The following is a 24,693-nucleotide window of genomic DNA, read 5'->3' as shown; positions in this document are numbered from 1 at the left end:
AGCAAGAATTTACGGAGAGATACCAATGCGCAAGCTGTTCGGAACCGATGGGGTGCGTGGCACCGCCAATACGCATCCGATCACGGCTGAGATGGCCCTGCGCATGGGGGCCGCGGTTGGGCGGTACTTCCGACGTGACCAATCCGGCGTGCACCGTGTTGTTATTGGCAAGGATACGCGCCTGTCTGGGTATATGTTGGAAAACGCTCTGACGGCGGGGCTGACCTCGACCGGGATGAATGTTTTGCTGCTGGGACCGGTTCCAACGCCGGCTGTCGGCCTGATGACGCGGTCAATGCGCGCCGATCTGGGCGTGATGATCTCGGCCAGTCACAACCCCGCCGAAGACAACGGGATCAAGTTTTTCGGGCCTGATGGCTTCAAACTGTCGGATCAGGCGGAAATTGAAATCGAACGGCTGATCGAAGAAGGGGTTAAGCCTGCGCAGGCCCAAAATATCGGTCGGGCCCGCCGGGTAGACGATGCGCGGTTTCGCTATGGCGAGCGGGTGAAATCTTCGCTATCCCGCGATCTTAGGCTGGACGGTTTGAAAGTGGTGGTGGATTGCGCCAATGGCGCCGCGCACCGTACCGCACCCGAAGTTTTGTGGGAACTTGGGGCCGAGGTCATTCCTGTAGGCACATCTCCTAACGGTAAGAATATCAACCTGAATTGCGGTTCGACCAAACCTCAGCTTGCAGCTGAAACAGTGGTGGCGCACGGGGCCGATGTCGGGATCTGCCTGGATGGTGATGCCGATCGGGTTGTGATCGTGGATGAGCACGGACACGTGGCCGACGGCGATCAGTTGATGGCGTTGTTAGCGACCTCTTGGGCCAAGGCAGACCGCTTGCGCGGCGGCGCTTTGGTCGCGACAGTCATGTCCAACCTTGGTCTCGAACGCCATCTCGGTTCGCAGGGGCTCAGGCTTGAAAGAACGGCCGTAGGCGACCGCTATGTAGTCGAGCGGATGCGTGAAGGAGATTTCAACCTGGGTGGTGAACAATCTGGCCACATCGTCATGAGCGATTATGCCACCACAGGCGATGGCCTCATGGCGGGCCTGCATTTCCTGGCTGAAATGGTACATTCCGGGCGCAACGCATCCGAACTGTCGGTTCAGTTCGAAACAGTACCGCAACTGTTGAAGAACGTGCGCTATGGCGAGGGGCAGGCCCCGCTGGAAACAACTGGTGTGAAAGCCGCAATCTCGGATGCCGAAGAGCGTCTGAAAGGAAAAGGCCGATTACTGATCCGTAAATCCGGCACTGAACCTCTGATCCGCGTCATGGCGGAGTGTGAAGATGATCAGCTGTTGGCCCAAGTCGTTGACAGTATCGTTGCTGAGGTCGCGGCGGTTGCAGGCTAGCGACCGGCAAGCATTCTGCGCAGGCTGAACCACTGGCTGATCGCTAGCCCGGTCAGGATCATCGCCAGAGCAACGTAAAACCGTATCGGCAATGCCTCGGACAGAATCCACGCGCCAAATACCATCGACCATATCGGAACCTGGTAGTTGACCAGCGTCAGAAAAACAGACCCGGCGCTGCGAATAATCGAGACGCGCAACAACGTGGCAAAGGCGGTCGGAACAAGGCCCAATGCGATTATGGCGAGGCTAGGCCGTGCGCCATGCCAATTTGGCACCCCTTCGGTTACCAGCATGATGGGCAACAAGATCGCCGCGCCGACCAGCAAAGTGAGCGCAGCCAGAACAACCGGATCGACCGGAGGGCATCTGCGCGTGAATATAGAAGCGCAGGAATAGCACAGTGCAGCACCAATACATGCCAGCTGTGCCAGTGGTTCCGCACCTTGACCAAGCTGTGCAAGGCCAGGGCCAATCAGCACCAGTGCGCCTGCAAATCCAAGTGATACGCCAACAAAACGCCGCGCGTTGAGGGGCTCATCCGAAAAGAAATGTGCCAGTGGCAACACCATCAACGGGATGGCCGCCATCGACAGGCCCGCAAAGGCGGACGGAACATATTGCTGGCCCCAGCTGAGCAGCAAAAAAGGTAGGGCCGTCGACAGAATGCCGATCACGATGATTGAAGGCCAAAGGCCCCGCGTGGTTGTTGGCAATTTGCGACCCGTCGCCCCCATCAGCAGTATAAGGGTAAGCGCGCCCAGAGTCGTGCGCGCTGTTGCTACTGTGACGGGCCCGTACCCTTCGAGCGCGATGGCCACGACCATAAATGTGCCGCCCCAGATGAAGCCAAGTACAGCGACCATAAGCCAGTTTTTATTGGTGATTTCAGAGGGTTCGCTCATGGTATTGCCTGCTTCGTCACAATTAGCTGCGAGTGTGGTATTGTAGGGGTATTGGAAAAAGAATTTGGAGACAAATTATGGACTACAAAGAAGTGAATGCTGTTTGCCAGCCCGGAGACGATGTGGCTTCACGAGATTGGTATGCTTGGAACAACAAGATGCCTCCGGGGCCCGCTAGGTTGATTGTGACGGGCATTGTCACGGTTGGTAATCCAGGGGTCGAGCCCATGTTGGTTATCGCCAATCCGCAGGGGATCAATCCCAGCCATTTGCTGCTCAACATCTTCCTCTGTCAGAAGCCCGGGAAATGGCCCTCGGTGGTTGTCGACAAGCCGGTGCGGTTCGAGCAGCATTCGAACCCGATGTATACCCATGTGGATATTGTTGGCGGGCCGTCGATAGAAATTTTTGACGCCCATTAAATGAATGACGCCGCCCCGGGGGGCGGCGTCACGATAGGATCAGTTCTTTTCCTGATCGACCAGTTTACCGGCCGAAATCCAGGGCATCATGTCCCGCAGCTTTTTGCCGACCACTTCGATCTGGTGCTCGTCATTGGAACGGCGCGAGGCTTTGATGGTGGGTTGACCCACAGCATTTTCCAGCATGAAGTCGCGTACGAACTTGCCGCTCTGAATGTCCGACAGGGTCTCTTTCATTGCCTTCTTGGTCTGCTCATAAGGCAGGATGCGCGGACCAGTGACGTACTGACCGTATTCAGCAGTGTTCGAGATCGAGTAATCCATGTTGGCGATTCCGCCTTCATAGATCAGGTCCACGATCAGCTTGGTTTCGTGCAGACACTCAAAATAGGCCATTTCGGGTGCATAACCAGCCTCGACCAGAGTTTCAAAGCCGCAGCGGATCAGCTCGACGATACCGCCACACAGAACCGCCTGTTCACCGAATAGGTCGGTTTCGCATTCTTCGCGGAAGTTGGTCTCGATGATGCCCGAACGGCCGCCACCGATGGCCGAGCAATAGGACAGACCGATTTCCAGCGCTTTGCCGGTTGCGTCAGTGTCAACAGCCACAAGGCAGGGAACGCCGCCACCTTTGGTGTATTCACCACGGACGGTGTGGCCGGGGCCTTTGGGGGCCATCATGATGACGTCTACGCCTGCTTTCGGTTCGATCAGGCCAAAGTGAACATTCAGGCCGTGGGCGAACGCAATCGCAGCACCCGGCTTGATGTTGTCATGCACGTATTTCTTGTAAGTTTCGGCCTGCAATTCATCGGGCATGGTGAACATGATGACATCACACCAGGCTGCCGCTTCTGCAATGCCCATGACCGCCAGGCCTTCGGCTTCGGCTTTCCTAGCCGAAGGCGAGCCTTCGCGCAGGGCAACGACCAGATTCTTCGCGCCCGAGTCGCGCAGGTTCAGCGCGTGTGCATGACCCTGGCTGCCATAACCCAGGATGGCCACTTTTTTGTCTTTGATCAGGTTGATGTCGCAATCGCGATCGTAATAGACGCGCATGATGCTGGTCCTTTCTGTTTCGATTGCTGTGGGTTTTAAGGCGATTTTCCAAGGATAGCGATACTGTTATCCTTGAATTATCAAGGATAACTCGAGTATCTATTCTTGAAGTATAGCAATAAAGAAAAAATCATGCTTGATGATGTTGACCGCAGGCTTCTGCGTCATTTCCAGGCCGACCCGACGCTGACAACCGCTGAGTTGGCCGAGCTTTGTCGCATCAGCACAAGTGTCTGCTGGCGGCGTATCGAAAAAATGCAAGAGGTCGGGATTATTCAAGCCCAAGAGGCGATCATTGACTGGGCCGCATTGGGATATGCAGTCGAGGTTTCATTGCGGGTGACGCTGGATAAGACCCAACCGCGTGCATTCGACGAGTTCATGGGTGTCGCGCGTGAGGTTCCCGAGGTGATCGAGATTCAGACCTTTTTGGGCCGTGTGGATGTGCGCTTATCTGTGCTTGCCAAGGATATGGCACATTACCAGCAGCTGTATCGTGACCGTATCCTGACTTTACCGCATATCGCAGATATCGAGGCATTGATGCATATCGCGCGGGTCAAAAGCGATGAGGTGCTGCCGCTATGACCGAATTGGATGAGCTCGACCGCAAAATTCTGCGCGCTCTGATCCAGGATGCAACGCAAAGCGCGGGTGCCTTGGGGCGTAAATTCGGCCTGTCTCAGCCCGCGATGTGGCGCCGTATCCGGAGGCTTGAAACGATGGGGATCATAAAGGGGCGCCACCTGCGTTTGAATGCAGAAGCGTTGGGGTTTGGGGTGACAGTTTTTCTGGGGGTCAAGTTAGCGCGGAAAGGTCAGGTCAGCCTTGAAGATTTCGAACGTGCCGTCAGTGCGATCCCCGAGGTTCAAACCGTTGAACATGTGTTGGGCCTCTATGATTACCGTTTGCGCGTCGTGGCACGGGATCTCTCGGACTTTGAACGTGTTCTGCGCCGCCGGATAATGACTTTGCCCGGGGCCGGAGATGTCGAAGCCAATGTATTGCTGAGCGAAGAGAGGCTACCCGGGCCTATCGGCTAGGCCCGTTTCAGTACCTAGTGCGGATGTAATATCCGGGATGATGTGTCATGCGCGCAAAGGTAATTGGCTGCCCGTCTTTCCATGTCGTGCGCTCTAATTGGATCATGGACGTCCCCGAGGTTGTCCCCATGAATTCAGCCAGCCGTCCATCTGCCGAAATCGCGCAAAAGGCGACTTCAGCATCGGTGAAGGGGGCGGCGTGCAACAGCCACTCATGCGGGCCTTTGGTGTCGAGGTCAGCATGTTCCACTTCTGGAACTGCGTCGATATTGATCCAGCGCTCTTCCAGTTGAAACGGCCGGTTGTCTGCATAGTGCATGCAGACAATATGCAAAACACGCGCTTCTTGCGAGACGCTTAACTGAGAGGCAAGCCATCCGGGGCTGGAGACGATATTACGCTCGACCAGCGCATAACGATAGGTGGAGTTCTGCCCCTCGACATCCAGTCGGGTCAGGGAAAACTCCAGTTTTGCGTGTTTGCTGGGTTCTTTTTTGACCCGCGTTCCGCTTTTACGTTTTCTTTCAACGAAGCCCTGATCTGCCAGTTCCCGCAAAGCACGATTTACCGTGGCACGGGCACAATTAAATTCTTCTGCCAACTGGGTTTCTGTCGGCAGCACCGACCCCTGTGGCCAAACTCTGGTTTCTATTCGTCGTTTTACTTCGTCACGTACAAACTGAAAACTGATCCGCTTATGCGCAGTCACGAGTGAAAATACCTTTCTTCTCCAAAGTGTATGTATCTGGTCAGAAACACGTAGGGGTGTAAAGGGTTGCTGACACTGTTTGGCGTCATTAGTTGTCGATAGGGCCTTTGAGGCGTTAAAATTTTCTTAGGAAACCGGGTTCCGTCGGGTCAATTTTCAGTAATAACTGAGAGGCAGTGAGCGAAGTTGCGAACACCCGCTCGTTTCGTGAAATTTGAAAGGAATACCAATGCCCCCGCTTTTGGACAAAATTGACCCCAATGGGTTAGAGGAGTTTTCGGTCGTCTTCACCGATCGCTCGCTTAATCACATGTCGGTTCAGTTTCAGCATGTGATGCGCGACATCTCTGAGATGCTGAAAGGCGTTTACAACGCTGACGGTGTGGCCGTTATCCCGGGCGGTGGTACCTATGCAATGGAAGCAGTCGCGCGCCAGTTTGCCCGCAATGCCAATGTTCTGGTGGTCAGGAATGGCTGGTTTTCCTATCGGTGGAGCCAGATCATCGAGTCCGGTGGGTTGACGGCGTCGGCAACAGTTCTGAAGGCGCGCCAGACCGGCAACTCGGCAACGTCCCCATTTGCGCCTGCTCCGATCGAGGAAGTAATCGAAACGATCCGCGATGGGCGCCCGGATGTTGTCTTTGCGCCGCATGTCGAAACGGCGGCCGGGGTCATTCTGCCCGACGACTATATTTCGGCGATGGCAGCCGCAGCCCACGAGGTTGGGGCGCTGATGGTTCTGGATTGCATCGCTTCGGGCTGCGCATGGGTGGATATGAAGGCGACGGGTGTGGATGTCCTGATCTCGGCCCCTCAGAAAGGGTGGAGCGCATCGCCTTGCGCGGGTCTTGTCATGCTGTCCGAACAGGCTGAGGCAAGGCTGGAGGAGACGACTTCGGACAGTTTTGCCATCGACCTGAAGAAATGGCGTCAGATCATGCAAGCCTATGAAAATGGCGGTCACGCCTATCACGCCACGATGCCAACAGATGCGCTGAAAGCCTTCCGCGACACGATGGCTGAGACTCGAGACTATGGCTTTGACAAACTGCGTGACGCCCAGTGGGCATTGGGGGACGGTGTACGGGCAATGCTGAAGGAGAAGGGCATTGTTTCTGTCGCTGCCGATGGGTTTGGTGCGCCGGGTGTGGTGGTCAGCTATACCTCGGATCCCAATATCCAGAACGGCAGCAAATTCGCCGCCTTGGGCATGCAGATCGCTGCTGGTGTACCCTTGCAATGTGATGAGCCAGACGGGTTCAGCACCTTCCGTCTGGGCCTGTTCGGTCTGGACAAGCTGTACGATGTTGACGGCACAATCGCGCGTCTAAAGCGCGTGCTGGACCAGGTTTTGTGACCATCGGGCTTTAGCGGACGCCGAGACCCATCTGCATCAGCGTCTTGCGCACGGTCGGCAGCGAATACAGCGCGTTCAACCCCATTGCACGTATGTCCCGTAAAGGCCGCGCTTCGATCATCGAGGCGCGGTTCAGCAAGTCGATACCCTTGACCCGGGCCTCGATCTCGGCATGACGCGCTTTGTGATAGGCATCCAACATCTGCGCGTCACCCAGGCCCTCGGGACGGGCCTGTGCCAAATCCAGCAGGCATCGCAGATCACCCAAGGACATGTTCAGCCCCTGCGCACCGATGGGGGGCACGACATGGGCGGCTTCGGCCATCAGGGCCACGCGTTCGCCCGACAGACGCTCTGCCGATTGGCTGATGATCGGCCAGATGGTCCGACGAGAGGCCAGTTTCAACGGACCGAACAACCCGCAGGACCGTTCGGTCATCAGCGCTTCAAAGCTTTCCGGATCGGTGTTCAACAGCTCTACCGCGCGCGGGCCACGCTCCATCCATACAATCGCGGACGAGGGCTGACCCTGCCAGTCGGGCAGGGGAACGAGCGTGAACGGGCCGCCGGACCTGTGAATCTCGGTCGAGACGTTCTGATGCGGGATCGAGTGTGTAACCGCGAAGGCCAACGCCTTTTGCCCATAGCGCGTGGTGTGCACGTTGATCCCGGCGGCCTCTCGCATGGGCGAGTTGCGACCATCTGCGGCGATCACCAGTTTACAGCGGATGCGCGTCCCGTCGCTCAGGCCAACGCGGGCTTCGGCTGTACGGGTGAACAAGCTGACCGTGCCCGTTCCGGGGCGAAAATCGACATTGGGCAGTTCAGCGAGACGGGCCACCATTTCACGCCGCAAGAGCCAGTTTGGCAGGTTCCAACCAAAGGGCTGGTCCGAGATATCCGCGGCATTGAAGTCGCGCACAACGCGCGGCTCGGGCACATCGCCGCCTGCATCCACAATCCGCATGATCTGAAGAGGGGCGGCATGCGCGTCGAGTTTTTCCCACAGCCCGCATTGTTCCAAAAGACCGTGGGCTGGTTGCAAAAACGCGGTGGTCCGTAAATCCGATCCGTCCACGTCCCGCTGGGTCACAGGTTGGGTAGGATCAACACAGACCACATTGAATCCAGCCGCGCCAAGGGCCGCCGCTGCGGTCAAACCGGCAATTCCGCCGCCGGAAATCAGGATGTCACACTGGTCGTTCATGGCGCCCTCTTTGGTTCTGAGCCGACCCTAGAGCGGTTCGACTTCCCGCGCCAAGTGACATCCTGTCTCGCAGGTCAGCCGCGCGAGATCAGGATGAGGATCAGGAATATCACGGGCACCATCACGACGGCGGGGATATACAAGCCCGGCAAGCCAAACAGCATCACTGAACAGCCCCACATGCTGAAGATGGCGGCGGCGGTGTAATACCAGTCGTCCCCATCTGCATCGGCCGCATCGCGCGCCATCCAGCCAAACAGAGGAACAGCAAATAGCAGGCGCTGCCAGATGGGTGAGCGCGCGGGTATTTCGATTGCGGACATCTGGGTCTCCGTTCTGTTCGTCGCAGTTGGGATATAGGGGCGGCGCCTGGGTCGCAGTACGTGCAGATCGTCGCAGTGTGACAGCCTATCGCAGGCGGGCCAGAAAGGCGGTCAGGTCGTCTGTATGATGGTGGATGTGATCGGCCATGTGCGGTTCGGGCGCGACATGAACTGTGCGCATCCCCATCTCATGCGGGGCCGCCAGATTGCGCGGATCGTCTTCGAACATGGCCGCTTTTTCTGCCTTGATTCCGTCTTGCGCAAAGATGGCCTGGAATGCGGCCTTTTCGGGTTTAGGACGGTATCCCGCATGCTCAACCCCATAGATGGCATCGAACAAACCGCTGAGGCCACGCGCCGCAAGGACGCGTTCGGCATAGGGCGCGCTGCCATTGGTATAGACAATGCGGCGACCGGGCAGAGCACGAATATGTGCCGCCAGATCCACGTCCGGGTCCATATGGCTCATATCCACCTGATGCACGGCATGCAGGTAAGGGTCGGGATCCAGATCATGTTCGGCCATCAGCCCGGCCAGCGTGGTGCCATATTTGCGCCAGTAATGGGATCGCAGCCGGTCGGCTTCGGCCCGGTCGACGCCGATGGCCTGGACCACATAATCCGTCATCAGCACCTCGATCTGATCGAACAGGCGCATATGCGGCGGGTACAGGGTGTTGTCCAGATCGAACACCCATTGGGAGACATGGCTGAAGGCAGGTTTGACCATGCCTGCCGTTTAAGCCGCGCGGCGCAGGTTTTCAATGCAGTACTTGATTGTGCGCACTGCAGACGGATAGACATGTCCGAACGAGGAGAAAAACAAAAGATGCCCCAATCCAAGCAGTCCAACAGCGACGCCTACAGCCTTATTCTCGAAGCGATTGATGTGGGCATCTACAAGCCCGGTGACAGGCTGGTCGAAAGCGAGCTGGCCGAAAGGTTCGGTGTTTCGCGCACGCCAATCCGCGAGGCATTGCAGCGGTTAGAGACCCAATCCTTGCTTGAACGCGACGGGCGTTCGCTGATTGTGGCCTCATTGGACCACAATCAGATGGCAGAGCTATATGTCGTTCGCCGTGAACTTGAAGGTCTCGCTGCAAGTTTGGCCGCCAAGCACGCGACCGAGGAAGAGATCAAGGTGCTGCAGGAAATGGTTGCCGAAGATGATGCGCTGGTGGACAATCCAAACGCCCTGTCTCGGGCGAACCGGCGGTTTCACGAACAGATCCATCTGGCCTCGCACAACCGCTATTTGGTGCAACAGCTGAACCTTGTGCACCGTACAATGGCCTTGATGGCAACGACATCGCTTGCGGTTTCCGGGCGCGGTGAGATCGCGCAAAGTGAACACAAAGGCATCGTCGAGGCTATTGCCGCCCGTGACGAGCAAGCCGCGGAACGTGCGTTGAAAGAGCATATCTCGGTCGCTTTCATGACGCGTCTCAAGCAGGATGCGGTTCGTCGCGAAAGCTGACGGTCACATGTCGAAGGCTTCTTCACTAGCTTGACCGTGTTGGGTTTTGTCCCAGAAAAACGGGTTGATAGCCAATTCCCAAAGGGCTTTGTAAGCTGCCAGCACACCCAAGGGGAAATACAACGGCATTGTCGGCACCCACGGCATCAGAAACCGTCTTTCACGGGCAGAGACAGCCAATATCCCGATGGTCACATTCGTGATCTCTGCAAATACGAACAGAGCTATCAGTATGGTCATGACCTTGCCCGGAATGACGGGATCCAGCGGGCTGGCCAATCCGAATGTGGTAAGCCAGAACAGCCACAAAACCGGGGCCAGCAGGAATTGTCCGACGGTGCCCAGAAAAAACGCCTGAAGCCCAAGGAAGCGCAGCACACCCAGCTCTTTCAGCAGATGGATCGGTGCGCGCATGTGGACAAGATATGTGACCATAAAGCCCTTGAGCCATCGTGAACGCTGTTTGACCCAAGGCCAGGCCCGAAAGTTTGCTTCTTCGAAAGTGGCGGTATCAACCATCTCGGTCCGATAACCCGCGCGGCTGAGGCGGACGCCCAGATCCGCGTCTTCGGTCACATTATGGGCATCCCAACCGCCCAGTTCCAACAGCTTTTCGCGACGAAAGAAAAAGGTTGTACCACCAAGTGGAACCACCAGTCCCAACCGGGCAATGCCAGGCAGAATGACCCGAAACCAACTGTTATACTCGATGGTAAAGCAGCGAGACCGCCAGTTGGTGCGCGGGTTGTAATAATCCAGAACGCCTTGCAAGCAGACGACGTCTTCACTGGCTTGGGTGAAATGTCCGACGACGCGTTCGATTTGATCGGGAAGAGGGGCGTCCTCGGCATCCCAAACGCCTAGAATGTCACCACGACAGAAATCCAGCGCATAGTTCATCGCGCGCGGTTTTGTCGTCAGCCCGCTTAATGCCGGTACTTCGATCGTGCGGATCCAACAGGGCAGCTCGATTTTGGCCAGGGTTGCACGGGTTACCATATCCGTTTCTTCCAAAACCAGAATGACGTCCAAAAGAGCTTTGGGATATGTCAGACGCCGCAATCGACGGATCAGAGCGCCAGCAATCTCTCGCTCTTTGTACAAAGGGACCATGATGGAAACGCGAGGCAGTCGAAGAGGAAGCGTGGTGGCGGTCTGACTATGGCGTTTTTCTTTGTAACACAGAAACGAGAGCAATCCCGCCAGTCGCAATGTCAGGAATAATACAAGCGACGTAACGGCCAAAACGACCAGAGCCAGCAGCCCCGGAATGGGTTGCGCCAGGAACAGTGTGGCGAGGCCAAGCACTATGGCAATCGGCCCAATACGCGAGTGCCGAGTCCAGGATCGGCAACTCTGAGCTATTGCCACACGGGTTTCAGCCTTTTCAGCAAGGCTTTCCGAGAAAATTCTGGCGATCGCGTCGTCGATCCGGTCCGCATCGGCAAGCACGGGTATGATCGTTTGCTTTTCCTTTGCCAACTGCTTGCGAACTGCGTCGAACTGATCGGGATTGGCGGTAGCGACCAGCAGAATGGGACCGATGCGCATCCAGGGAATGATGTTGTGATCCAGCCAAAAGCTGGCGGGGCGGGTTTTGCAAAGGTCCGGATTTGGTGGATGCAGATCCAGGTCCGCGATCTGCAATCCTGTTTGTTCAGACAGCGCCGTCAGAACCTCGGACCGATCTACCCAGCCTTCGCCGACCAGGATTTCGCCCAGTGCAACATTTTGTCTGGATTGCAGGTGCAGGGCTTTTTGCAACTGATGGTTCGAAAGTAGCCCGCGGTCGATCAGGCAAGCCCCCAAAGGCTTGCGCACCGTTGTAGAAATCGGCGCGGCCGATGCGAAATGCTGCAGGTTCAGTTCAACCATTCAATCAACCCAGACGTGGTAATCTGCGTCAGGGTGGAGCGATTAAGGTTAATAGGCCGTTAAGACTGTATGATTATGCCTGTGCCTTCCGGGCGGCCATCGCATGCGAGAACCGCTCGAACAGGTAGAAGCTGTCTTGTGGACCTGGAGATGCCTCTGGGTGGTACTGTACCGAATAGACCGGTCGATCCGTCATGCGAATTCCGCAGTTTGAACCATCAAACAACGAACGATGAGTCTCAACGACACCGTCGGGAAGGGTTTGAGCGTCTACCGCAAACCCATGGTTCATAGACGTTATTTCCACCTTCCCAGTCTCGAGATCTTTTACCGGGTGGTTCGCCCCGTGGTGGCCGTGATTCATCTTGACAGTCTGACCGCCAAGGGCCAGCGCAAGCATCTGATGACCAAGGCAAATCCCGAATACGGGTAGGTCGGTGGTGTCCAATACCTCTTTGATCATCGGTACTGCGTATTCACCCGTAGCCGCTGGATCACCGGGGCCATTGGACAGGAATACGCCGTCGGGACTATGGGCCAGAACCTCAGCCGCGGTTGCTGTTGCGGGCAGCACAGTGACATCGCACCCGGTCGAGGCAAGGCATCTCAGGATATTGCGCTTTGCCCCGAAATCCAGTGCCACAACCTTATGTACTGGGGCCTCTTGCCGTTTATAGCCATCTGGCCAGGCCCAACGCATCTCATCCCAGCGATAGCTTTGCGCACAAGTCACTTCCTTGGCCAAATCCATACCTTCAAGCCCGGCAAAGCCACGCGCAGCCGAAACCAGAGCTTCGATGTCAAAATTGCCCTCAGGATCATGGGCCAATGCCACATGAGGTGCGCCTTGCTGGCGAATTGCGCGGGTCAACCGGCGGGTATCGACACCGCCAATGGCAATACGCCCACGCTGGGCAAGCCATGATTTCAGCTCTTCTGCAGACCGCCAGCTGGACGGTTCGGTTGGGTCCCATTTGACGACCATTCCGGCCGCGACAGGATCACCGGTTTCGTCATCCTCGGGGTTCACGCCAACATTTCCGATATGAGGGAAAGTGAAGGTCACGATCTGCCCGGCATAAGAAGGATCGGTCATGATCTCTTGATAGCCAGTCATTGCGGTGTTGAAACACAGCTCGGCCACGGTCTGGCCTGTGGCGCCGAAACCGACCCCGTAGAACAGTGTTCCATCGGCCAAAGCCAGACATGCGGTGGGCTTGGACGGGGCGTTCTGGGCCATAGCGCGACTCTCCTGCAGGGTAAATCGGCGCATACCTAAGGGGGTTATGCGCTTGGGTCAAGTGTGTTCAATTTTTGGGCTATTGAGCAATATCAATGACTTAGATGTTGAGGCCCCCGGTTGTATCACGCTTTTTGTTTCGATATGGTCGGGGTTCCTTTTGTCATGGGGATGGACAAACTAAATGGATATGCGATCACGGGTGAATTCCGCCCTGAAGCAAGCAATGAAAGACAAGAACGCCGAGCGTCTGTCGACCCTACGTCTGATCAATGCAGCAATCAAGGACCGGGATATCGCGTCTCGTGCTGCGGTCAACGAGGAAGCCAAGGGTTGCGGTGATGCCGAAGTTCTTGAAATTCTAGGGAAAATGTCCAAGCAGCGTAAGGAAAGTGCGCGTGCTTACGAAGAGGGTGGACGCCTCGATCTGGCGGAGCGTGAACTGCGCGAGATAGAAGTCATAGAAGAATTCCTGCCCGAGCAACTGGACGACGATGAGGTGACGAAAGCCATCCAATCAGCGATTACGGCCACTGGTGCCGGGTCGATCCGGGATATGGGCAAGGTCATGGGCGAGCTCAAGACACGCTATACTGGCCAGATGGACTTTGGGAAAGTTGGGCCCATGGTCAAAGATCAGCTTTGTGCGGCTGCCAGCGGCTGACTGCCATGACATGCTGAGAGTTTACTGCGCGGCTGGTTCGCGCAGTTTTTCTTTGAGGTCATCATATAGCGCAATCCGCTCTTCCTCGGACAGGAATGCGCCGATTTCGACTTCGCGACCTTCACCCTTGAGGGTGACGTAGTTCGGAACCGGGCCGCCGCTCTGATGGATCTCGGGGCGGGCCCAATAGCGATTACAGGCCCATTCCTGCTGCCCCCGTCGCGGGTCATGATGTATCAGATGCGCCTGTGTTCCGGTCAGCGTCAGGACTTCGAATATGCTGCGGGCCCGATAGTTCGACCGGATCGCCAGCCAAAGACCCGTGACCGTCAGCAGCAGGAACGGCAGCAACCACCAAAGCAGGGCCGAGCCGAGCACCGCCAAAAGCGGGGTCAACCCGAACAGAAAGACACTAAACACAACCCGAACTGCCCAATGACGCGGCAGCGAGTTATGCGGCCACAAGCGCAGCTCAAGTTCTGATGTGGTGGTTTGATTCCATCTGTAGGGCATGGCCGGAAGATAGCTCAAAGAGTGTCCGAGTCGACGCTGAAAATTCAGATGACGTGCCCGACGCGGGCCCACGAAAGGGCATCGTCCAGCCGATCATCCCCCCAAAAGACTTCGTTCCCCACAACCAGGCTTGGGGCGCCAAAAATGCCCAGCTTGATTGCGCGTAGTGTTTCCGCCTCAAGTGCGGCGACAATGTCGGGGCTGCGCGCGCGGGACAGGATCAGTCGGGGATCCTGCTGACTGCGATGTAGCGCTTCGGACAAGGCGGTTTCGCTGCCGGCCTCTACACCTTCTTCGAACCAGATCCGATATAGAATTTGCGTAAAGTTCTTGCCCCAGCCTTCTTCCATTCCCAACAGCGCTACTTGATTTGCCAAGGCAAGGTCAGAAATGGGGTAGGGCGCAGGAAGCTGGGCGTGCATATGGTACTTGGCCGCCCGACGCTCAATATCGCGCCACATATAGGCGGATTTGACGGGTTTCCCTGCAAAGGGGATGTTCTTCTGCTGCGACATCACTGTGCGTACATTGAACGGCCGCCATGTGACGGAGGCATCGTGCTCAGAACACCAATCGTCCAGGCGCATGATCGTCAGAAAGCTGTAGGTGCTTCCGATAGAGTACCAGAAATCAAGATCGGGCATATGAACCCTCGGGGTTGCCGATTGTTTTGCCTTTACCAGAGTACCCTATTTTGACCGATCTGGCGAATTTCCGGTGGCACGCCACTTAGAAATGAAAAACCCCGCCAAGTTGGCGGGGTTTTCTGTTGGTTCAGAGGGATCAGTGCGCGTGGCCCTTGTCCCAGTCTTCTTGCTTGGGCAGCTGCTCGAACGTGTGTTCGGGCGGCGGCGAGGGCAGGGTCCATTCCAGCGTATCCGCGTATTCGTTCCACGGGTTGTTCCGGGTCTCACGTGCGCCACGGAACAAGGCGTAGAACACGATACCAAAGAACAGCAGGAACGAGGCGAAGGATACAAAGGCACCAATCGACGAGACATAGTTCCACTGCGCGAACGCTTCGGGATAATCGATGTAGCGACGTGGCATGCCCTGACGGCCCAGGAAGTGCTGCGGGAAGAAGGTCAGGTTGGCGCCGATGAAGAACAGCCAGAAGTGAACCTTGCCCCAGAACTCTGAATACTGACGGCCTGTCATCTTGGAAAAGTAGAAGTAGATTCCGGCAAAGATCGCAAACACAGCGCCCAGCGACATCACATAGTGGAAGTGTGCAACCACATAATATGTGTCGTGATAGGCGCGGTCGATACCAGCCTGCGACAGAACCACACCGGTCACACCGCCAACGGTGAACAGGAAGAGGAAGCCGAAGGCAAACAGCATCGGTGTCTTGAACTCGATCGAGCCGCCCCACATGGTGGCGATCCACGAGAAGACCTTAACGCCGGTAGGAACCGCGATGACCATCGTTGCCAGCATGAAGTAGGCTTGCTGCTGGACCGACATGCCAACTGTGTACATGTGGTGTGCCCACACGACAAAGCCCAGTACACCGATCGCAATAAGTGCCCAAACCATCGGCAGGTAACCGAAGACTGGCTTGCGCGAGAAGGTCGCGATGATGTGGCTGATAAGGCCAAATCCAGGTAGGATCACGATGTACACTTCTGGGTGGCCAAAGAACCACAGGATGTGCTGATACAGAATCGGATCACCACCACCGGCCGGATCAAAGAAGGTGAAACCAAAGTTGCGGTCCATTAGCAACATGGTGATCGCACCTGCCAAAACCGGCAGCGACAGAAGAATCAGCCACGAGGTGATGAAGATCGACCAGCTGAACAGCGGCACCTTGAACAGGGTCATGCCCGGGGCACGCATGTTCAGGAAGGTGGTGATCATGTTGATCGCGCCGAGGATCGAGGAGGCGCCCGATACGTGCACGGCAAAGATCGCAAGGTCCATGGACATGCCGCCCTCGCTCGTCGACAGCGGCGGGTACAAAACCCAGCCGACGCCCGAACCAAGCTGGTCGTTACCACCGGGGCTCAGCAGCGAGGCCACGCCCAGCGAAGTACCGGCGACATAGAGCCAGAAGGACAAGTTGTTCATCCGCGGGAACGCCATGTCCGGCGCGCCAATCTGCAACGGCATGAAATAGTTGCCAAATCCGCCAAATAGGGCAGGGATGACCACGAAGAACATCATCAGAACACCGTGATAGGTGATCATCACGTTCCACAAATGCCCGTTCGGAGTACAGAGCTCGGCACCGCTGCCGAACAAGCGGAACCCTTCCATGCACATGTGCTGTACCCCGGGCTCCATCAATTCGATCCGCATGATAACAGTCATCAGAACCGAGATTAGACCGGCCAGGGCCGAGACGATCAGGTACAGAATCCCGATGTCCTTGTGGTTGGTCGACATGAACCAGCGGGTAAAGAACCCGCGCTGGTCTTCATGGTCGTGACCATGAATGGCTGCGTCTGCCATTAGGTGCCTCCTGTTGCAACTACACCGCGCTGTCGGACCTCTCCAACGCGCGGGATTCCTGCTGGTTTTAGATTGCGTGGGGGCGACCTTCAATGGTCGAGTTTGATCTGGATCAAGATTAATTGTCGCGGGTGCCGGTTGCAGGGCTTCGAAAAAGAGCACAACTTTCGGCAAATGGAGGAGACCGGATGGTTCTGAACTACGTGACGACCGAAAAGGCTCAGGCGGCCACCGGGCTACGCATGATCGTTGTCGGAGGTGTGCCAAGCCCCTGGAGCGAAGCCGCAAAGAGTATTTTTCACGTAAAACGTCTGCCTTGGCTGCCAGTTTATCTGGACCATCAGGACCGGGCGCAGACCATCTGGGCGCAAACGGACAGCGCACCGGTTGTGTTCTGGAAAGATGAGGCACCGCTTTCCGAAACGGCCGATATTGTCGCCTTGGCACAACGAATCGCGCCTGAACCAGATTTGTTGCCAGCATCAATGGCGCCCGACATTCTCGCCTTCATTGACTTACTGGCGGCCCCCAATGGATTGGGCTGGCAAAGGCGGCTTCAGAAAATCCATGCTGGTATGCGAGGCCAAGAAGGTGGGTTCCATCCCAAGATTGCCGACTATCTTGGCAAGAAATACGGTTATGATACAGAAGCAGGTGAAATGGCTGCCGGTCGCGCTGATGGAATATTGAAACGCGTCAGTAGCAAGCTCGCAGAAAGTGGTGATTTTCTGTTTGGCAACACGCTCACTGCAGCAGATATCTATTGCGCTGCCTTCATGGCTTTGTTCGCACCGTTGCCGGAAGAGTTGTGTGCTATGCGGCTGAGTACCCGAAGGGTTTTCGAGCATATATCCGATCCTGTACGGGATACTCTTTCGGCAGGTTTGCTGTTGCATCGGGACAGGGTATACCGCGATTTTCTGGAAACACCTTTGTCGCTCTGATCGCATGTGCATTGCGTCTTGACCGCCAAGGTGCGGCACCGCACAAACACCTCATGAAAAACGTCCAAACGGAGGCCGAGTATGCCTGCCTATGATCCCGATAACATTTTCGCCAAAATCCTGCGTGGTGAAATCCCTGCAAACCGGGTTTATGAAGACGACGACACACTGGTCTTCATGGACATCATGCCGCGCACGGACGGGCATCTGCTGGTGATCCCGAAAACGCCTTGTCGCAACGTGCTGGATGCCAGCCCAGAACAGCTTGCTTCTGTGATCTCAACGGTTCAGAAGATGGCGCAGGCGGTGAAAGCGGCCTTTGACGCGGATGGCGTCACCATCCAGCAGTTCAACGAGGCTGCAGGTGGGCAAGAAGTGTTTCATCTGCATTTTCACGTTCTGCCGCGGCACGACGGCGTTTCGATGCGACCACCGGGCAATATGGGTGATTTTGACCTGATCGCCAAAAACGCCGGTAAAATCAAAGACGCGCTGGCCTGATCACCCGCTACAGGATCAGTGCGATCCAAGGCATTTGCTATGGTCGCCAAACGCGTTCAGCACTTCACATACATGGTCGTGGGTGCCGTCACAGGCGGCTGTGATGCGTTCCAGTTCGGCCTCAAGGCTGCGCAGCAATGTTATCCGGTTGCGCAGTTCAGTCAGCTGACGATCCGCGATTTCATGAACATGGTCCAGATCCGCCCCCTGCGCCCCTTCCAAAGAAAGCAACGCCTCGACATCCGGCAAAGGCAGGCCCAGATCACGCGAGTGGCGGATAAATTGGAGGCGTTTCAGAGCAGTCTCGTCATATCTGCGCTGATTGCCCGCCGTCCGATACGGTTTGGCCAACAAGCCTTTTTCCTCATAGAAACGGATCGTGGGCACCTTGACCCCGGTTTGCCGCGACAAATCTCCGATTGAGTACATTTTGTGCTTTTTGCCTCTTGAACCTCTAGTGACTAGAGGAATTACATAAGATGGCAGTTCTAAACAAGGATCTGATCTGCCATGTCACATAACCACACCCACTCTCACATTGATCCGAATGCCGGTGACCGGAGGGTGGTCGGAGCGATCGGCGTCAATATGGTATTGACGCTTGCACAAATAGTGGGGGGCATTTTGTCTGGCTCACTGGCCTTGATCGCAGATGCCTTGCATAATTTTTCAGATGCCATCGCGCTGATCATCGCGTTTTTCGCTCGTAAGATTGCGCGACGCCCGGCAGATCCACGGATGAGCTTTGGTTATGGTCGGGCAGAGGTTGTGGCCGCTCTTGTTAACTACACCACTCTTGTCGTTCTTGCCGTTTATCTGATGTACGAAGGTGTCATGCGGTTTATCGAGCCCGAACCGGTGAATGGCTGGATCGTCGTCTGGATCGCAGCGCTGGCCCTGATCGTCGATCTGATCACGGCTGCCCTGACCTATTCGATGGCAAAGGACAGTATGAATATCAGGGCGGCCTTTCTGCACAATGTGGCAGATGCATTGGGCTCGTTGGCAGTAATCGTCGCCGGAACCTTGGTCATCGTGTTCAACTGGACATGGGTGGATCCCGCCGTAACTATTCTGATCTCGGTCTACATCCTTTGGCATGTGAAATCTGAAATTGGCGAAACCATTCACGTCTTGATGTTGGGTGCACCATCCGACCTTGACCCAGAAGAGGTCGCTTCGATGATCGAGGCCACCGAGGGCGTTGTTTCGGTCCATCACGTTCATCTGTGGAGTATGCAGGAGCATGAACCTGCCCTGACTGCACATGTGGTTGCGACCAGCCACGCAGACGAAGATGCCAGGTGGCTTTCCACAACCATCAAGAATGCGCTGCAGGATCAGTTCGGGATCGGCCATGCAACGCTTGAAATTGAAAGTGGGGAAGAGGTTTGTGGCCATCCGGCCCGGTTTGGACATGACAAACACGAGCACTAAAAAAGAAATTGCCGTTCCGATTTGGGGTCGGAACGGCAGACTCGTAACCAAAACACTTACCTGTTTTCCCAGGGGATACCTGCGATCACCGGCTTAACACACCACTCACTCTAGAACGGTAAATCCATACTAGGCGTTAATGGGACCCAAGTATTCATATTTGTGAAATTTAACTAGATTCCGTCGGAAACCAGACGGACCAATCGGGAATTGTTTCCAAATTTTGAAACAGAGCGGATCTGACGGCTGGATTGTAGTCGGTGCCGGGCTGTTTTTCGATTCGTGATCCGAGTTAATCCGCCCCCGCGGGTCCAAAAACCTCAGCGAAGGTTTTTCTAAGCGCGTTGTCCACATCATCCATCGCGACCGGAAGACCCAGATCGACCAGAGAAGTCACACCATGGTTCGAGATGCCGCAGGGTACGATCCCAGAGAAATGGCTCAAATCCGGTTCGACATTGATCGAGATGCCGTGAAAGCTGACCCATTTACGCAATCGCAGGCCGATCGCCGCGACTTTGTCCTCGGCTTTTTCGCCTGCTGGCGTCAGCGGCTTGTCATCCCGTTGCACCCAGACACCAACACGGCCGTCGCGGATTTGCCCGGTCACGTTGAACTCGGCCAAAGCTGCGATCACCCAATTCTCAAGCTGCTTTACAAACTTGCGCAGATCCCTGCCGCGTTTGTTCAGGTCCAGCATGACATAAGCAACGCGCTGCCCCGGACCATGATAGGTGTATTCACCACCGCGTTTTGACGTATAGACTGGAAATCTGTCCGGGTCTTTCAGGTCTTCGACCTTGGCTGAAGTGCCCGCTGTGTACAGGGCAGGGTGCTCAAGTAGCCAGATACACTCATCCGCCTCACCCGCCGCGATATCGGCCACGCGCGCCTCCATAAAGGCGATGGCCTCATCATAGTCGGTCAATCCGTCAGTAATCTTCCATTCCATGTCGGCTCCTTAGCGGCTGGATGCATGGATGGAAAGACCTAGGCTGCTTCGGTCAAACAGCGCTGCAGGACCTGCGCATAGGTGTCCGCCCCCTGCGCCCCAGTCAGCAGATACTTTCCGCCAAACACCATTGCGGGAACGCCGGAAATACCACGACCGGTCCAGTATTGCTGCTTCTCTCGAACCGGCGCGGCATGAGCACCTGATTCAAGCACCCTGCGCGCAGCATTCCGATCCAGACCGGCAGTTTCCGCGGCCTCAAGCAGAACTTCAATATTCGAAACGTCCATTTGCTTGGTGAAATAGGCCTCGAACAAAGCCAGTTTCAGTGGATGCTGGCGACCCTGAGCCTCAGCCCAGTCAAGAAGCTGATGTGCAGCAAATGTGTTTACGATGCGACTTTCTTCATCAAAGGCGAAGGTAAAGCCCAAGTCAGCCCCGATTTGCGTCAATCGATCCCGCATCGCTTGGCTTTGTTCCGTCGAGGAGCCGTATTTCTCGGCAATGTGCTCACGCAGGTTCTGACCCTCGGACGCCATGTTTGGGTTCAATTCGAACGGATGCCAGCGCAGCTTTGCCAGAATATTTTGCTGTTTGAGCGCCAGATCCAACTGCCGGAATCCAACAATGCACCAGGGGCAAACCACATCCGAGACTATGTCGATCTGAACGATGGGGCGAGGGTCGGGCGAGGTCATGGCGGGGCTCCTGACGGGGTCATTTGGACGACAACCTGTTAAAGATAAGAGCGCCGAATGGGAATTCAAACCAACGTGATTTTTGCCTCTTCACATCTTGATCATCAAGGTCTATACGCCCCACTACCAAGTCACTAACAGTGCGGTCGTGGCGGAATTGGTAGACGCGCAGCGTTGAGGTCGCTGTGGGGTAACACCCGTGGAAGTTCGAGTCTTCTCGACCGCACCAAGTCATTGGATTTCATTCTTTTTAGGCCGAAATTCGCGACGCCTTCGGTGCGTTCAGTCGACGTGTCAAAGCCGGTCGCCAGCCGCCCGCTGTTAAGCAAGGTAAAGGCGCTGGCAGCCAGGATTCTGACCAGGTGTCAGGTTTCTTAGGTGTCCGGCGTTGCGTTACCGGGCAGGGACCTGCAGCTCAATACGGCGGAAGATCAGTGTGATAATGCCTGCAATGATCAGATAGATCAGTGCCAACAGCAGCAGCGGCTCATAGACAACAAAGGTGTCCGCTCGAATTCTTGACGACACAGCGTAGATCTCAACCACTGTTATCGTCGCCACCAGCGGGGTTGCTTTCAGCTGTAGGATTGTCTCACCGCCTAGTGTCGGCAGCACGCTGCGAATGGCCTGAGGCAGCCAGATCCTGCGGAACATGGTAAACCGAGGCATGCCAAAGGATTGCGCCGCTTCGAGTTGACCCTTCTTAACGCTGGCAAAGGCACCGCGCATGATTTCGCCCTCGTAGCCTGCGTACGACAAGGTCAGGGCCAGAACCGCATAGGGCCAAGCCTGTCGCAGATAGGGCCACAGCTCGCTGCCGCGTATCCATGGAATCTGAGGGAAAAGCGATCCAAGCCCATAGTATAGCAGCCAGATCTGCAAAAGGATGGGCGTGCCACGAATGATCGTGCAGAACACCCGCGCCGGTGCCGACAGATACCAGGGCCCAATCGCCTGAGCGAGGCCCAGCGGAACAGCCAGCAAGAACCCAAGCACACAGGTGACGGCCAACAGCCAGATGGTTCTCCACAGACCTTCAAGTGCCAGGGGCGCATAGGTTGGAATCCAATCCCAGCGCAGTGAGACGGCGCACCAGATAACGAAAGCAGCAAAAAGTGCCATCAGCACGATCCGATGCGGCTGCATGAGTGCTCGCCAGTCCATTATCGGCTTCCTCCCTTCAACGAAGGCTGCCCACGACGGGCCCATTTCTCGATACGCGCGAACACGACACCGGAACAAAGCGTGACGATCAAGTACAAGGCACCTGCAGCAAGGAAGAAGGTGAAATAGGCGCGGGTGCTGGCCGCGGCCTGACGGGTCTCCAGCGTCAATTCGCTAAAGCCGACAATGGCCAGCAGGGCCGTATCTTTAGTTGCAATGAGCCACAGATTGGCCAATCCAGGCGTGGCAAAAGACATCATCGCGGGAATTGTCACCCGCCGCATCAGCAGCAGCGAGGGCATGCCATAGGCGCGGGCGGCTTCGATCTGTCCGGTTGGAACCGCTTTGATTGCGCCCCTGAGAACCTCGGTCGCATAGGCGCCCTGAACGATGCCCAAAACCCAGATGCCGGCAACGACGCCGCTGATTTCGACGCGGTCATACCCCATTGCCTGCGCGGCCTGATTGATCAGGTCGGTCCCGACGTAATACAGGATCAGGATCAGCACCAATTCAGGCACGGCGCGCATTACAGTCGTATATATGCCGAGCAGGTCACGTGTGACCGGCCCGCCATATAGTTTTCCATAGGCCCCGAAAAGCCCGATGATCAACCCGAACCCGAACGCTCCAAAAGCGATCTGCAACGAGTTAGCGAGGCCACGCAGAAGGTTGCCGCCCCATCCCGGAGGACTAAGGGCAAGCAACTCCATGCTTTGGGCCAAACCCAGGCTTTCGAGGATAGCTTCCACGGCGAACCTTACTCGCTATAGATGCTGGCTGTGAAATAGCGCGAGGTGATTTCGTCATGCGTGCCGTCGGCAAGAATTGCCGCGATACCCGCATTCAGCTTTTCACGCAGCGCGTCATCGCCCTTGCGGACACCCGCGCCGACGCCGCGACCTAGGATCGAGACGTCATTTTCGACCGCGCCTTTGATTTCACAGCAGGCACCGGTGTCAGATGAGACGAAATCCGCCATGGCGATGCTGTCGGCCTGGGTCGCGTCGATACGGCCGGCGAACAGATCCTGGTTGGCTTCGTCCTGAGTCTGATACACCCGGATTTCTGCGGCATCTTTGAAATGCTCATTGGCATAGGCCTGATGGATCGTGGACGCCTGAATGCCGATGATCTTACCGGCCAGAGATTCTGGTGTCGGTTCAATGTCCATCGACTTGTCGGCGACGATAACGGCCGGAGTGTTGTAGTAAGGATCGCTGAAATCGATCGTTTTCATGCGCTCTTCGGTGATCGACATCGACGCCATCAGGGCATCAATCTGCTGACCGGTCAGTGATGGGATGATCCCGTCCCACGCAACCGGAGTGATCACACACTCAAGCTCGGCGGCGGCACAGACCGCATCAATAACCTCGATCTCCCAACCGACCCATTTGCCAGAGGCATCCAGCGATGCGAAAGGCGGATAAGGCTCGGCTGCGATCCCGATCTTGACTTCATCTGCGCCAGCCGTTCCAGCCGAAAGCACAGCAGCAGCCAATGCGGCCACGATTAGCTTTTTGTTTTTCATTGATATTCTCCCTGTTTGATATTTTGTTTGTTCAGCCGACTGATTTTAGGAATTGTTGCAGCCTTGCGGATTTCGGATTGTCGAAAAGTTCGTCGGGTGGCCCCTGTTCCTCGATCTTTCCTTCGAAAAGATACACAACATGGGTCGCAACCTCGCGCGCAAACTTCATCTCATGCGTGACCAGCAACATGGTTCGGCCCTCGGCCGCCAGATCGCGAATTACGGTCAGTACTTCACCAACAAGTTCTGGATCTAACGCGCTGGTTGGCTCGTCAAACAACATTACGCTGGGATCAACGGCAAGAGCACGCGCAATCGCAGCGCGCTGTTGCTGACCGCCTGACAGAAAGGAAGGGAAGGTTTCCGCCTTGTCGCCAAGCCCGACGCGCTCCAGCAACTGGTGCGCGCGCTTGATCGCCTCGTCCCGCGGCACTTTCAGCACGTGAACGGGCACCTCGATGACATTTTCCAGCAGCGTCCGGTGGGTCCAAAGGTTGAAGGCCTGAAACACCATTGCCAGTCGGGTGCGGATGCGTTCCAGCTGACGCCGGTCCTTAGGCGTGCCATCCGGGCGCATCTCAATCGGCTCGCCGTTTACGACGATTTCTCCGGAACTGGGCGTTTCAAGGAAATTGATACAGCGAAGGAACGTGGATTTCCCCGAACCACTGCCTCCGATGATGGCGACGACATCACCCTGATGGGCAGTAAGTGAAACGCCTTTGAGAACTTCGAGCGAGCCAAAAGACTTGTGCAAGTCAGTGACCCGAATGGCTTCATCCGGCGTGGTTTCTGGGTCAGCGTTCATTTTGCAGTTTCATCCCTCTCAACCGTTTTTTT

28 protein-coding genes and 1 tRNA gene are annotated in these 24,693 nt (G+C 56.2%); 11 read left to right on the top strand and 18 right to left on the bottom strand.

What is annotated here, in order from left to right:
• The first annotated feature begins 25 nt into the window (after positions 1 to 25).
• Complete coding sequence (glmM, locus tag AC2FLG_RS02560) at positions 26 to 1,369, top strand: phosphoglucosamine mutase (protein WP_496690751.1); 1,344 nt, start codon at positions 26 to 28, stop codon at positions 1,367 to 1,369.
• Here glmM and AC2FLG_RS02555 read toward each other — a convergent pair.
• Entirely contained in the window at positions 1,366 to 2,274 is a 909-nt protein-coding gene (locus AC2FLG_RS02555; RefSeq protein ID WP_496690750.1) for a DMT family transporter, read from the bottom strand. The two genes, glmM and AC2FLG_RS02555, sit on opposite strands and share 4 nt — an antisense overlap.
• A gap of 77 nt (positions 2,275 to 2,351) precedes the next feature.
• Between AC2FLG_RS02555 and AC2FLG_RS02550 the strand changes: the two genes are divergently transcribed.
• A complete protein-coding gene (locus AC2FLG_RS02550) occupies positions 2,352 to 2,696 on the top strand; it encodes a hypothetical protein (protein WP_142634506.1) in 345 nt (114 codons plus the stop codon).
• 39 nt (positions 2,697 to 2,735) lie between these two features.
• Here AC2FLG_RS02550 and ilvC read toward each other — a convergent pair whose 3' ends face one another.
• Positions 2,736 to 3,758: a ketol-acid reductoisomerase gene (gene ilvC / locus AC2FLG_RS02545; protein ID WP_142634504.1), complete on the bottom strand. Its 1,023-nt coding sequence runs from the start codon at positions 3,756 to 3,758 to the stop codon at positions 2,736 to 2,738.
• Positions 3,759 to 3,890: 132 nt separating this feature from the next.
• Between ilvC and AC2FLG_RS02540 the strand changes: the two genes are divergently transcribed.
• Together AC2FLG_RS02540 and AC2FLG_RS02535 are read left to right on the top strand one after the other, a co-directional pair.
• Entirely contained in the window at positions 3,891 to 4,346 is a 456-nt protein-coding gene (locus tag AC2FLG_RS02540) for an Lrp/AsnC family transcriptional regulator (protein ID WP_496700716.1), read from the top strand.
• On the top strand, positions 4,343 to 4,801 hold the full coding sequence (locus AC2FLG_RS02535) for an Lrp/AsnC family transcriptional regulator (RefSeq protein WP_271946423.1): 459 nt from the start codon (positions 4,343 to 4,345) through the stop codon (positions 4,799 to 4,801). Before AC2FLG_RS02540 ends, AC2FLG_RS02535 begins: the two co-directional genes overlap by 4 nt.
• Positions 4,802 to 4,808: 7 nt before the next feature.
• Here AC2FLG_RS02535 and hutC read toward each other — a convergent pair whose 3' ends face one another.
• On the bottom strand, positions 4,809 to 5,510 hold the full coding sequence (gene hutC, locus AC2FLG_RS02530; RefSeq protein WP_142634498.1) for a histidine utilization transcriptional repressor HutC: 702 nt from the start codon (positions 5,508 to 5,510) through the stop codon (positions 4,809 to 4,811).
• 229 nt (positions 5,511 to 5,739) lie between these two features.
• Between hutC and AC2FLG_RS02525 the strand changes: the two genes are divergently transcribed.
• Positions 5,740 to 6,867, top strand: a complete 1,128-nt coding sequence (locus tag AC2FLG_RS02525) for an aminotransferase class V-fold PLP-dependent enzyme (RefSeq protein ID WP_496704865.1) — start codon at positions 5,740 to 5,742, stop codon at positions 6,865 to 6,867.
• Positions 6,868 to 6,877: 10 nt separating this feature from the next.
• Here the strand turns inward: AC2FLG_RS02525 and AC2FLG_RS02520 are convergent, their stop codons facing one another.
• The 3 genes from AC2FLG_RS02520 to AC2FLG_RS02510 form a co-directional block, all read right to left on the bottom strand.
• Positions 6,878 to 8,074, bottom strand: coding sequence for a UbiH/UbiF family hydroxylase (locus tag AC2FLG_RS02520; protein WP_496704863.1), 1,197 nt, complete (start codon positions 8,072 to 8,074; stop codon positions 6,878 to 6,880).
• A gap of 74 nt (positions 8,075 to 8,148) precedes the next feature.
• Positions 8,149 to 8,397, bottom strand: coding sequence for a hypothetical protein (locus AC2FLG_RS02515; protein WP_496704862.1), 249 nt, complete (start codon positions 8,395 to 8,397; stop codon positions 8,149 to 8,151).
• Positions 8,398 to 8,482: 85 nt separating this feature from the next.
• The gene (locus AC2FLG_RS02510) at positions 8,483 to 9,127 is read right to left on the bottom strand and encodes a pyrimidine 5'-nucleotidase (RefSeq protein WP_496704860.1); all 645 of its coding nucleotides are present in this window, start codon (positions 9,125 to 9,127) and stop codon (positions 8,483 to 8,485) included.
• 99 nt (positions 9,128 to 9,226) lie between these two features.
• On the opposite strand from AC2FLG_RS02510, the gene AC2FLG_RS02505 reads away from it, so the two are divergent.
• Positions 9,227 to 9,874 carry a GntR family transcriptional regulator gene (locus AC2FLG_RS02505; protein WP_142634488.1) on the top strand — a complete coding sequence of 216 codons (648 nt, stop codon included), beginning with the start codon at positions 9,227 to 9,229 and terminating at the stop codon, positions 9,872 to 9,874.
• A gap of 3 nt (positions 9,875 to 9,877) precedes the next feature.
• On the opposite strand, the gene AC2FLG_RS02500 is transcribed toward AC2FLG_RS02505, so the two are convergent.
• A complete protein-coding gene (locus tag AC2FLG_RS02500) occupies positions 9,878 to 11,749 on the bottom strand; it encodes a glycosyltransferase (protein ID WP_496704858.1) in 1,872 nt (623 codons plus the stop codon).
• 73 nt (positions 11,750 to 11,822) lie between these two features.
• A complete protein-coding gene (carA, locus tag AC2FLG_RS02495; protein WP_496695060.1) occupies positions 11,823 to 12,989 on the bottom strand; it encodes a glutamine-hydrolyzing carbamoyl-phosphate synthase small subunit in 1,167 nt (388 codons plus the stop codon).
• 184 nt (positions 12,990 to 13,173) lie between these two features.
• On the opposite strand from carA, the gene AC2FLG_RS02490 reads away from it, so the two are divergent.
• Positions 13,174 to 13,653, top strand: coding sequence for a GatB/YqeY domain-containing protein (locus tag AC2FLG_RS02490; RefSeq protein ID WP_142634482.1), 480 nt, complete (start codon positions 13,174 to 13,176; stop codon positions 13,651 to 13,653).
• A gap of 21 nt (positions 13,654 to 13,674) precedes the next feature.
• On the opposite strand, the gene AC2FLG_RS02485 is transcribed toward AC2FLG_RS02490, so the two are convergent.
• The 3 genes from AC2FLG_RS02485 to ctaD form a co-directional block, all read right to left on the bottom strand.
• Positions 13,675 to 14,166 carry a DUF2244 domain-containing protein gene (locus tag AC2FLG_RS02485; RefSeq protein WP_496704856.1) on the bottom strand — a complete coding sequence of 164 codons (492 nt, stop codon included), beginning with the start codon at positions 14,164 to 14,166 and terminating at the stop codon, positions 13,675 to 13,677.
• A 44-nt stretch (positions 14,167 to 14,210) separates the two neighbouring features.
• Entirely contained in the window at positions 14,211 to 14,810 is a 600-nt protein-coding gene (locus AC2FLG_RS02480; protein WP_142634478.1) for a 2-hydroxychromene-2-carboxylate isomerase, read from the bottom strand.
• A gap of 139 nt (positions 14,811 to 14,949) precedes the next feature.
• Positions 14,950 to 16,623: a cytochrome c oxidase subunit I gene (gene ctaD, locus AC2FLG_RS02475; protein WP_142634476.1), complete on the bottom strand. Its 1,674-nt coding sequence runs from the start codon at positions 16,621 to 16,623 to the stop codon at positions 14,950 to 14,952.
• A 188-nt stretch (positions 16,624 to 16,811) separates the two neighbouring features.
• On the opposite strand from ctaD, the gene AC2FLG_RS02470 reads away from it, so the two are divergent.
• Both AC2FLG_RS02470 and AC2FLG_RS02465 read left to right on the top strand, forming a co-directional pair.
• Entirely contained in the window at positions 16,812 to 17,567 is a 756-nt protein-coding gene (locus tag AC2FLG_RS02470) for a glutathione S-transferase family protein (protein WP_496678137.1), read from the top strand.
• An 81-nt stretch (positions 17,568 to 17,648) separates the two neighbouring features.
• Complete coding sequence (locus tag AC2FLG_RS02465) at positions 17,649 to 18,068, top strand: HIT family protein (RefSeq protein WP_496704854.1); 420 nt, start codon at positions 17,649 to 17,651, stop codon at positions 18,066 to 18,068.
• A gap of 15 nt (positions 18,069 to 18,083) precedes the next feature.
• On the opposite strand, the gene AC2FLG_RS02460 is transcribed toward AC2FLG_RS02465, so the two are convergent.
• Entirely contained in the window at positions 18,084 to 18,497 is a 414-nt protein-coding gene (locus AC2FLG_RS02460) for a MerR family transcriptional regulator (protein ID WP_281972282.1), read from the bottom strand.
• 81 nt (positions 18,498 to 18,578) lie between these two features.
• Here AC2FLG_RS02460 and AC2FLG_RS02455 point away from each other — a divergent pair, with 81 nt between their 5' ends.
• The gene (locus AC2FLG_RS02455) at positions 18,579 to 19,505 is read left to right on the top strand and encodes a cation diffusion facilitator family transporter (protein WP_282021359.1); all 927 of its coding nucleotides are present in this window, start codon (positions 18,579 to 18,581) and stop codon (positions 19,503 to 19,505) included.
• 292 nt (positions 19,506 to 19,797) lie between these two features.
• On the opposite strand, the gene lipB is transcribed toward AC2FLG_RS02455, so the two are convergent.
• Together lipB and AC2FLG_RS02445 are read right to left on the bottom strand one after the other, a co-directional pair.
• Entirely contained in the window at positions 19,798 to 20,457 is a 660-nt protein-coding gene (gene lipB / locus AC2FLG_RS02450; protein ID WP_496690741.1) for a lipoyl(octanoyl) transferase LipB, read from the bottom strand.
• 38 nt (positions 20,458 to 20,495) lie between these two features.
• The gene (locus AC2FLG_RS02445) at positions 20,496 to 21,155 is read right to left on the bottom strand and encodes a DsbA family oxidoreductase (protein WP_496678127.1); all 660 of its coding nucleotides are present in this window, start codon (positions 21,153 to 21,155) and stop codon (positions 20,496 to 20,498) included.
• A 142-nt stretch (positions 21,156 to 21,297) separates the two neighbouring features.
• Here AC2FLG_RS02445 and AC2FLG_RS02440 point away from each other — a divergent pair.
• Positions 21,298 to 21,384 (top strand) — tRNA-Leu (locus tag AC2FLG_RS02440).
• Positions 21,385 to 21,548: 164 nt separating this feature from the next.
• Here AC2FLG_RS02440 and AC2FLG_RS02435 read toward each other — a convergent pair.
• The 4 genes from AC2FLG_RS02435 to AC2FLG_RS02420 are packed head-to-tail and all read right to left on the bottom strand — an operon-like array spanning position 21,549 to position 24,661.
• Positions 21,549 to 22,319 (bottom strand): ABC transporter permease, encoded by a 771-nt coding sequence (locus AC2FLG_RS02435; protein ID WP_425471946.1) that lies wholly within the window; start codon positions 22,317 to 22,319, stop codon positions 21,549 to 21,551.
• On the bottom strand, positions 22,319 to 23,032 hold the full coding sequence (locus AC2FLG_RS02430) for an ABC transporter permease (protein ID WP_496691035.1): 714 nt from the start codon (positions 23,030 to 23,032) through the stop codon (positions 22,319 to 22,321). Before AC2FLG_RS02430 ends, AC2FLG_RS02435 begins: the two co-directional genes overlap by 1 nt.
• A gap of 47 nt (positions 23,033 to 23,079) precedes the next feature.
• Complete coding sequence (locus tag AC2FLG_RS02425; protein ID WP_142634460.1) at positions 23,080 to 23,853, bottom strand: transporter substrate-binding domain-containing protein; 774 nt, start codon at positions 23,851 to 23,853, stop codon at positions 23,080 to 23,082.
• Between the two features lie 31 nt (positions 23,854 to 23,884).
• Entirely contained in the window at positions 23,885 to 24,661 is a 777-nt protein-coding gene (locus AC2FLG_RS02420) for an ABC transporter ATP-binding protein (protein ID WP_282021356.1), read from the bottom strand.
• Positions 24,662 to 24,693: the final 32 nt, after the last annotated feature.

It is taken from the genome of Ruegeria sp. CDSA193 (genome assembly GCF_059611885.1).
This window is presented reverse-complemented; position numbering and strand designations above follow the sequence as displayed.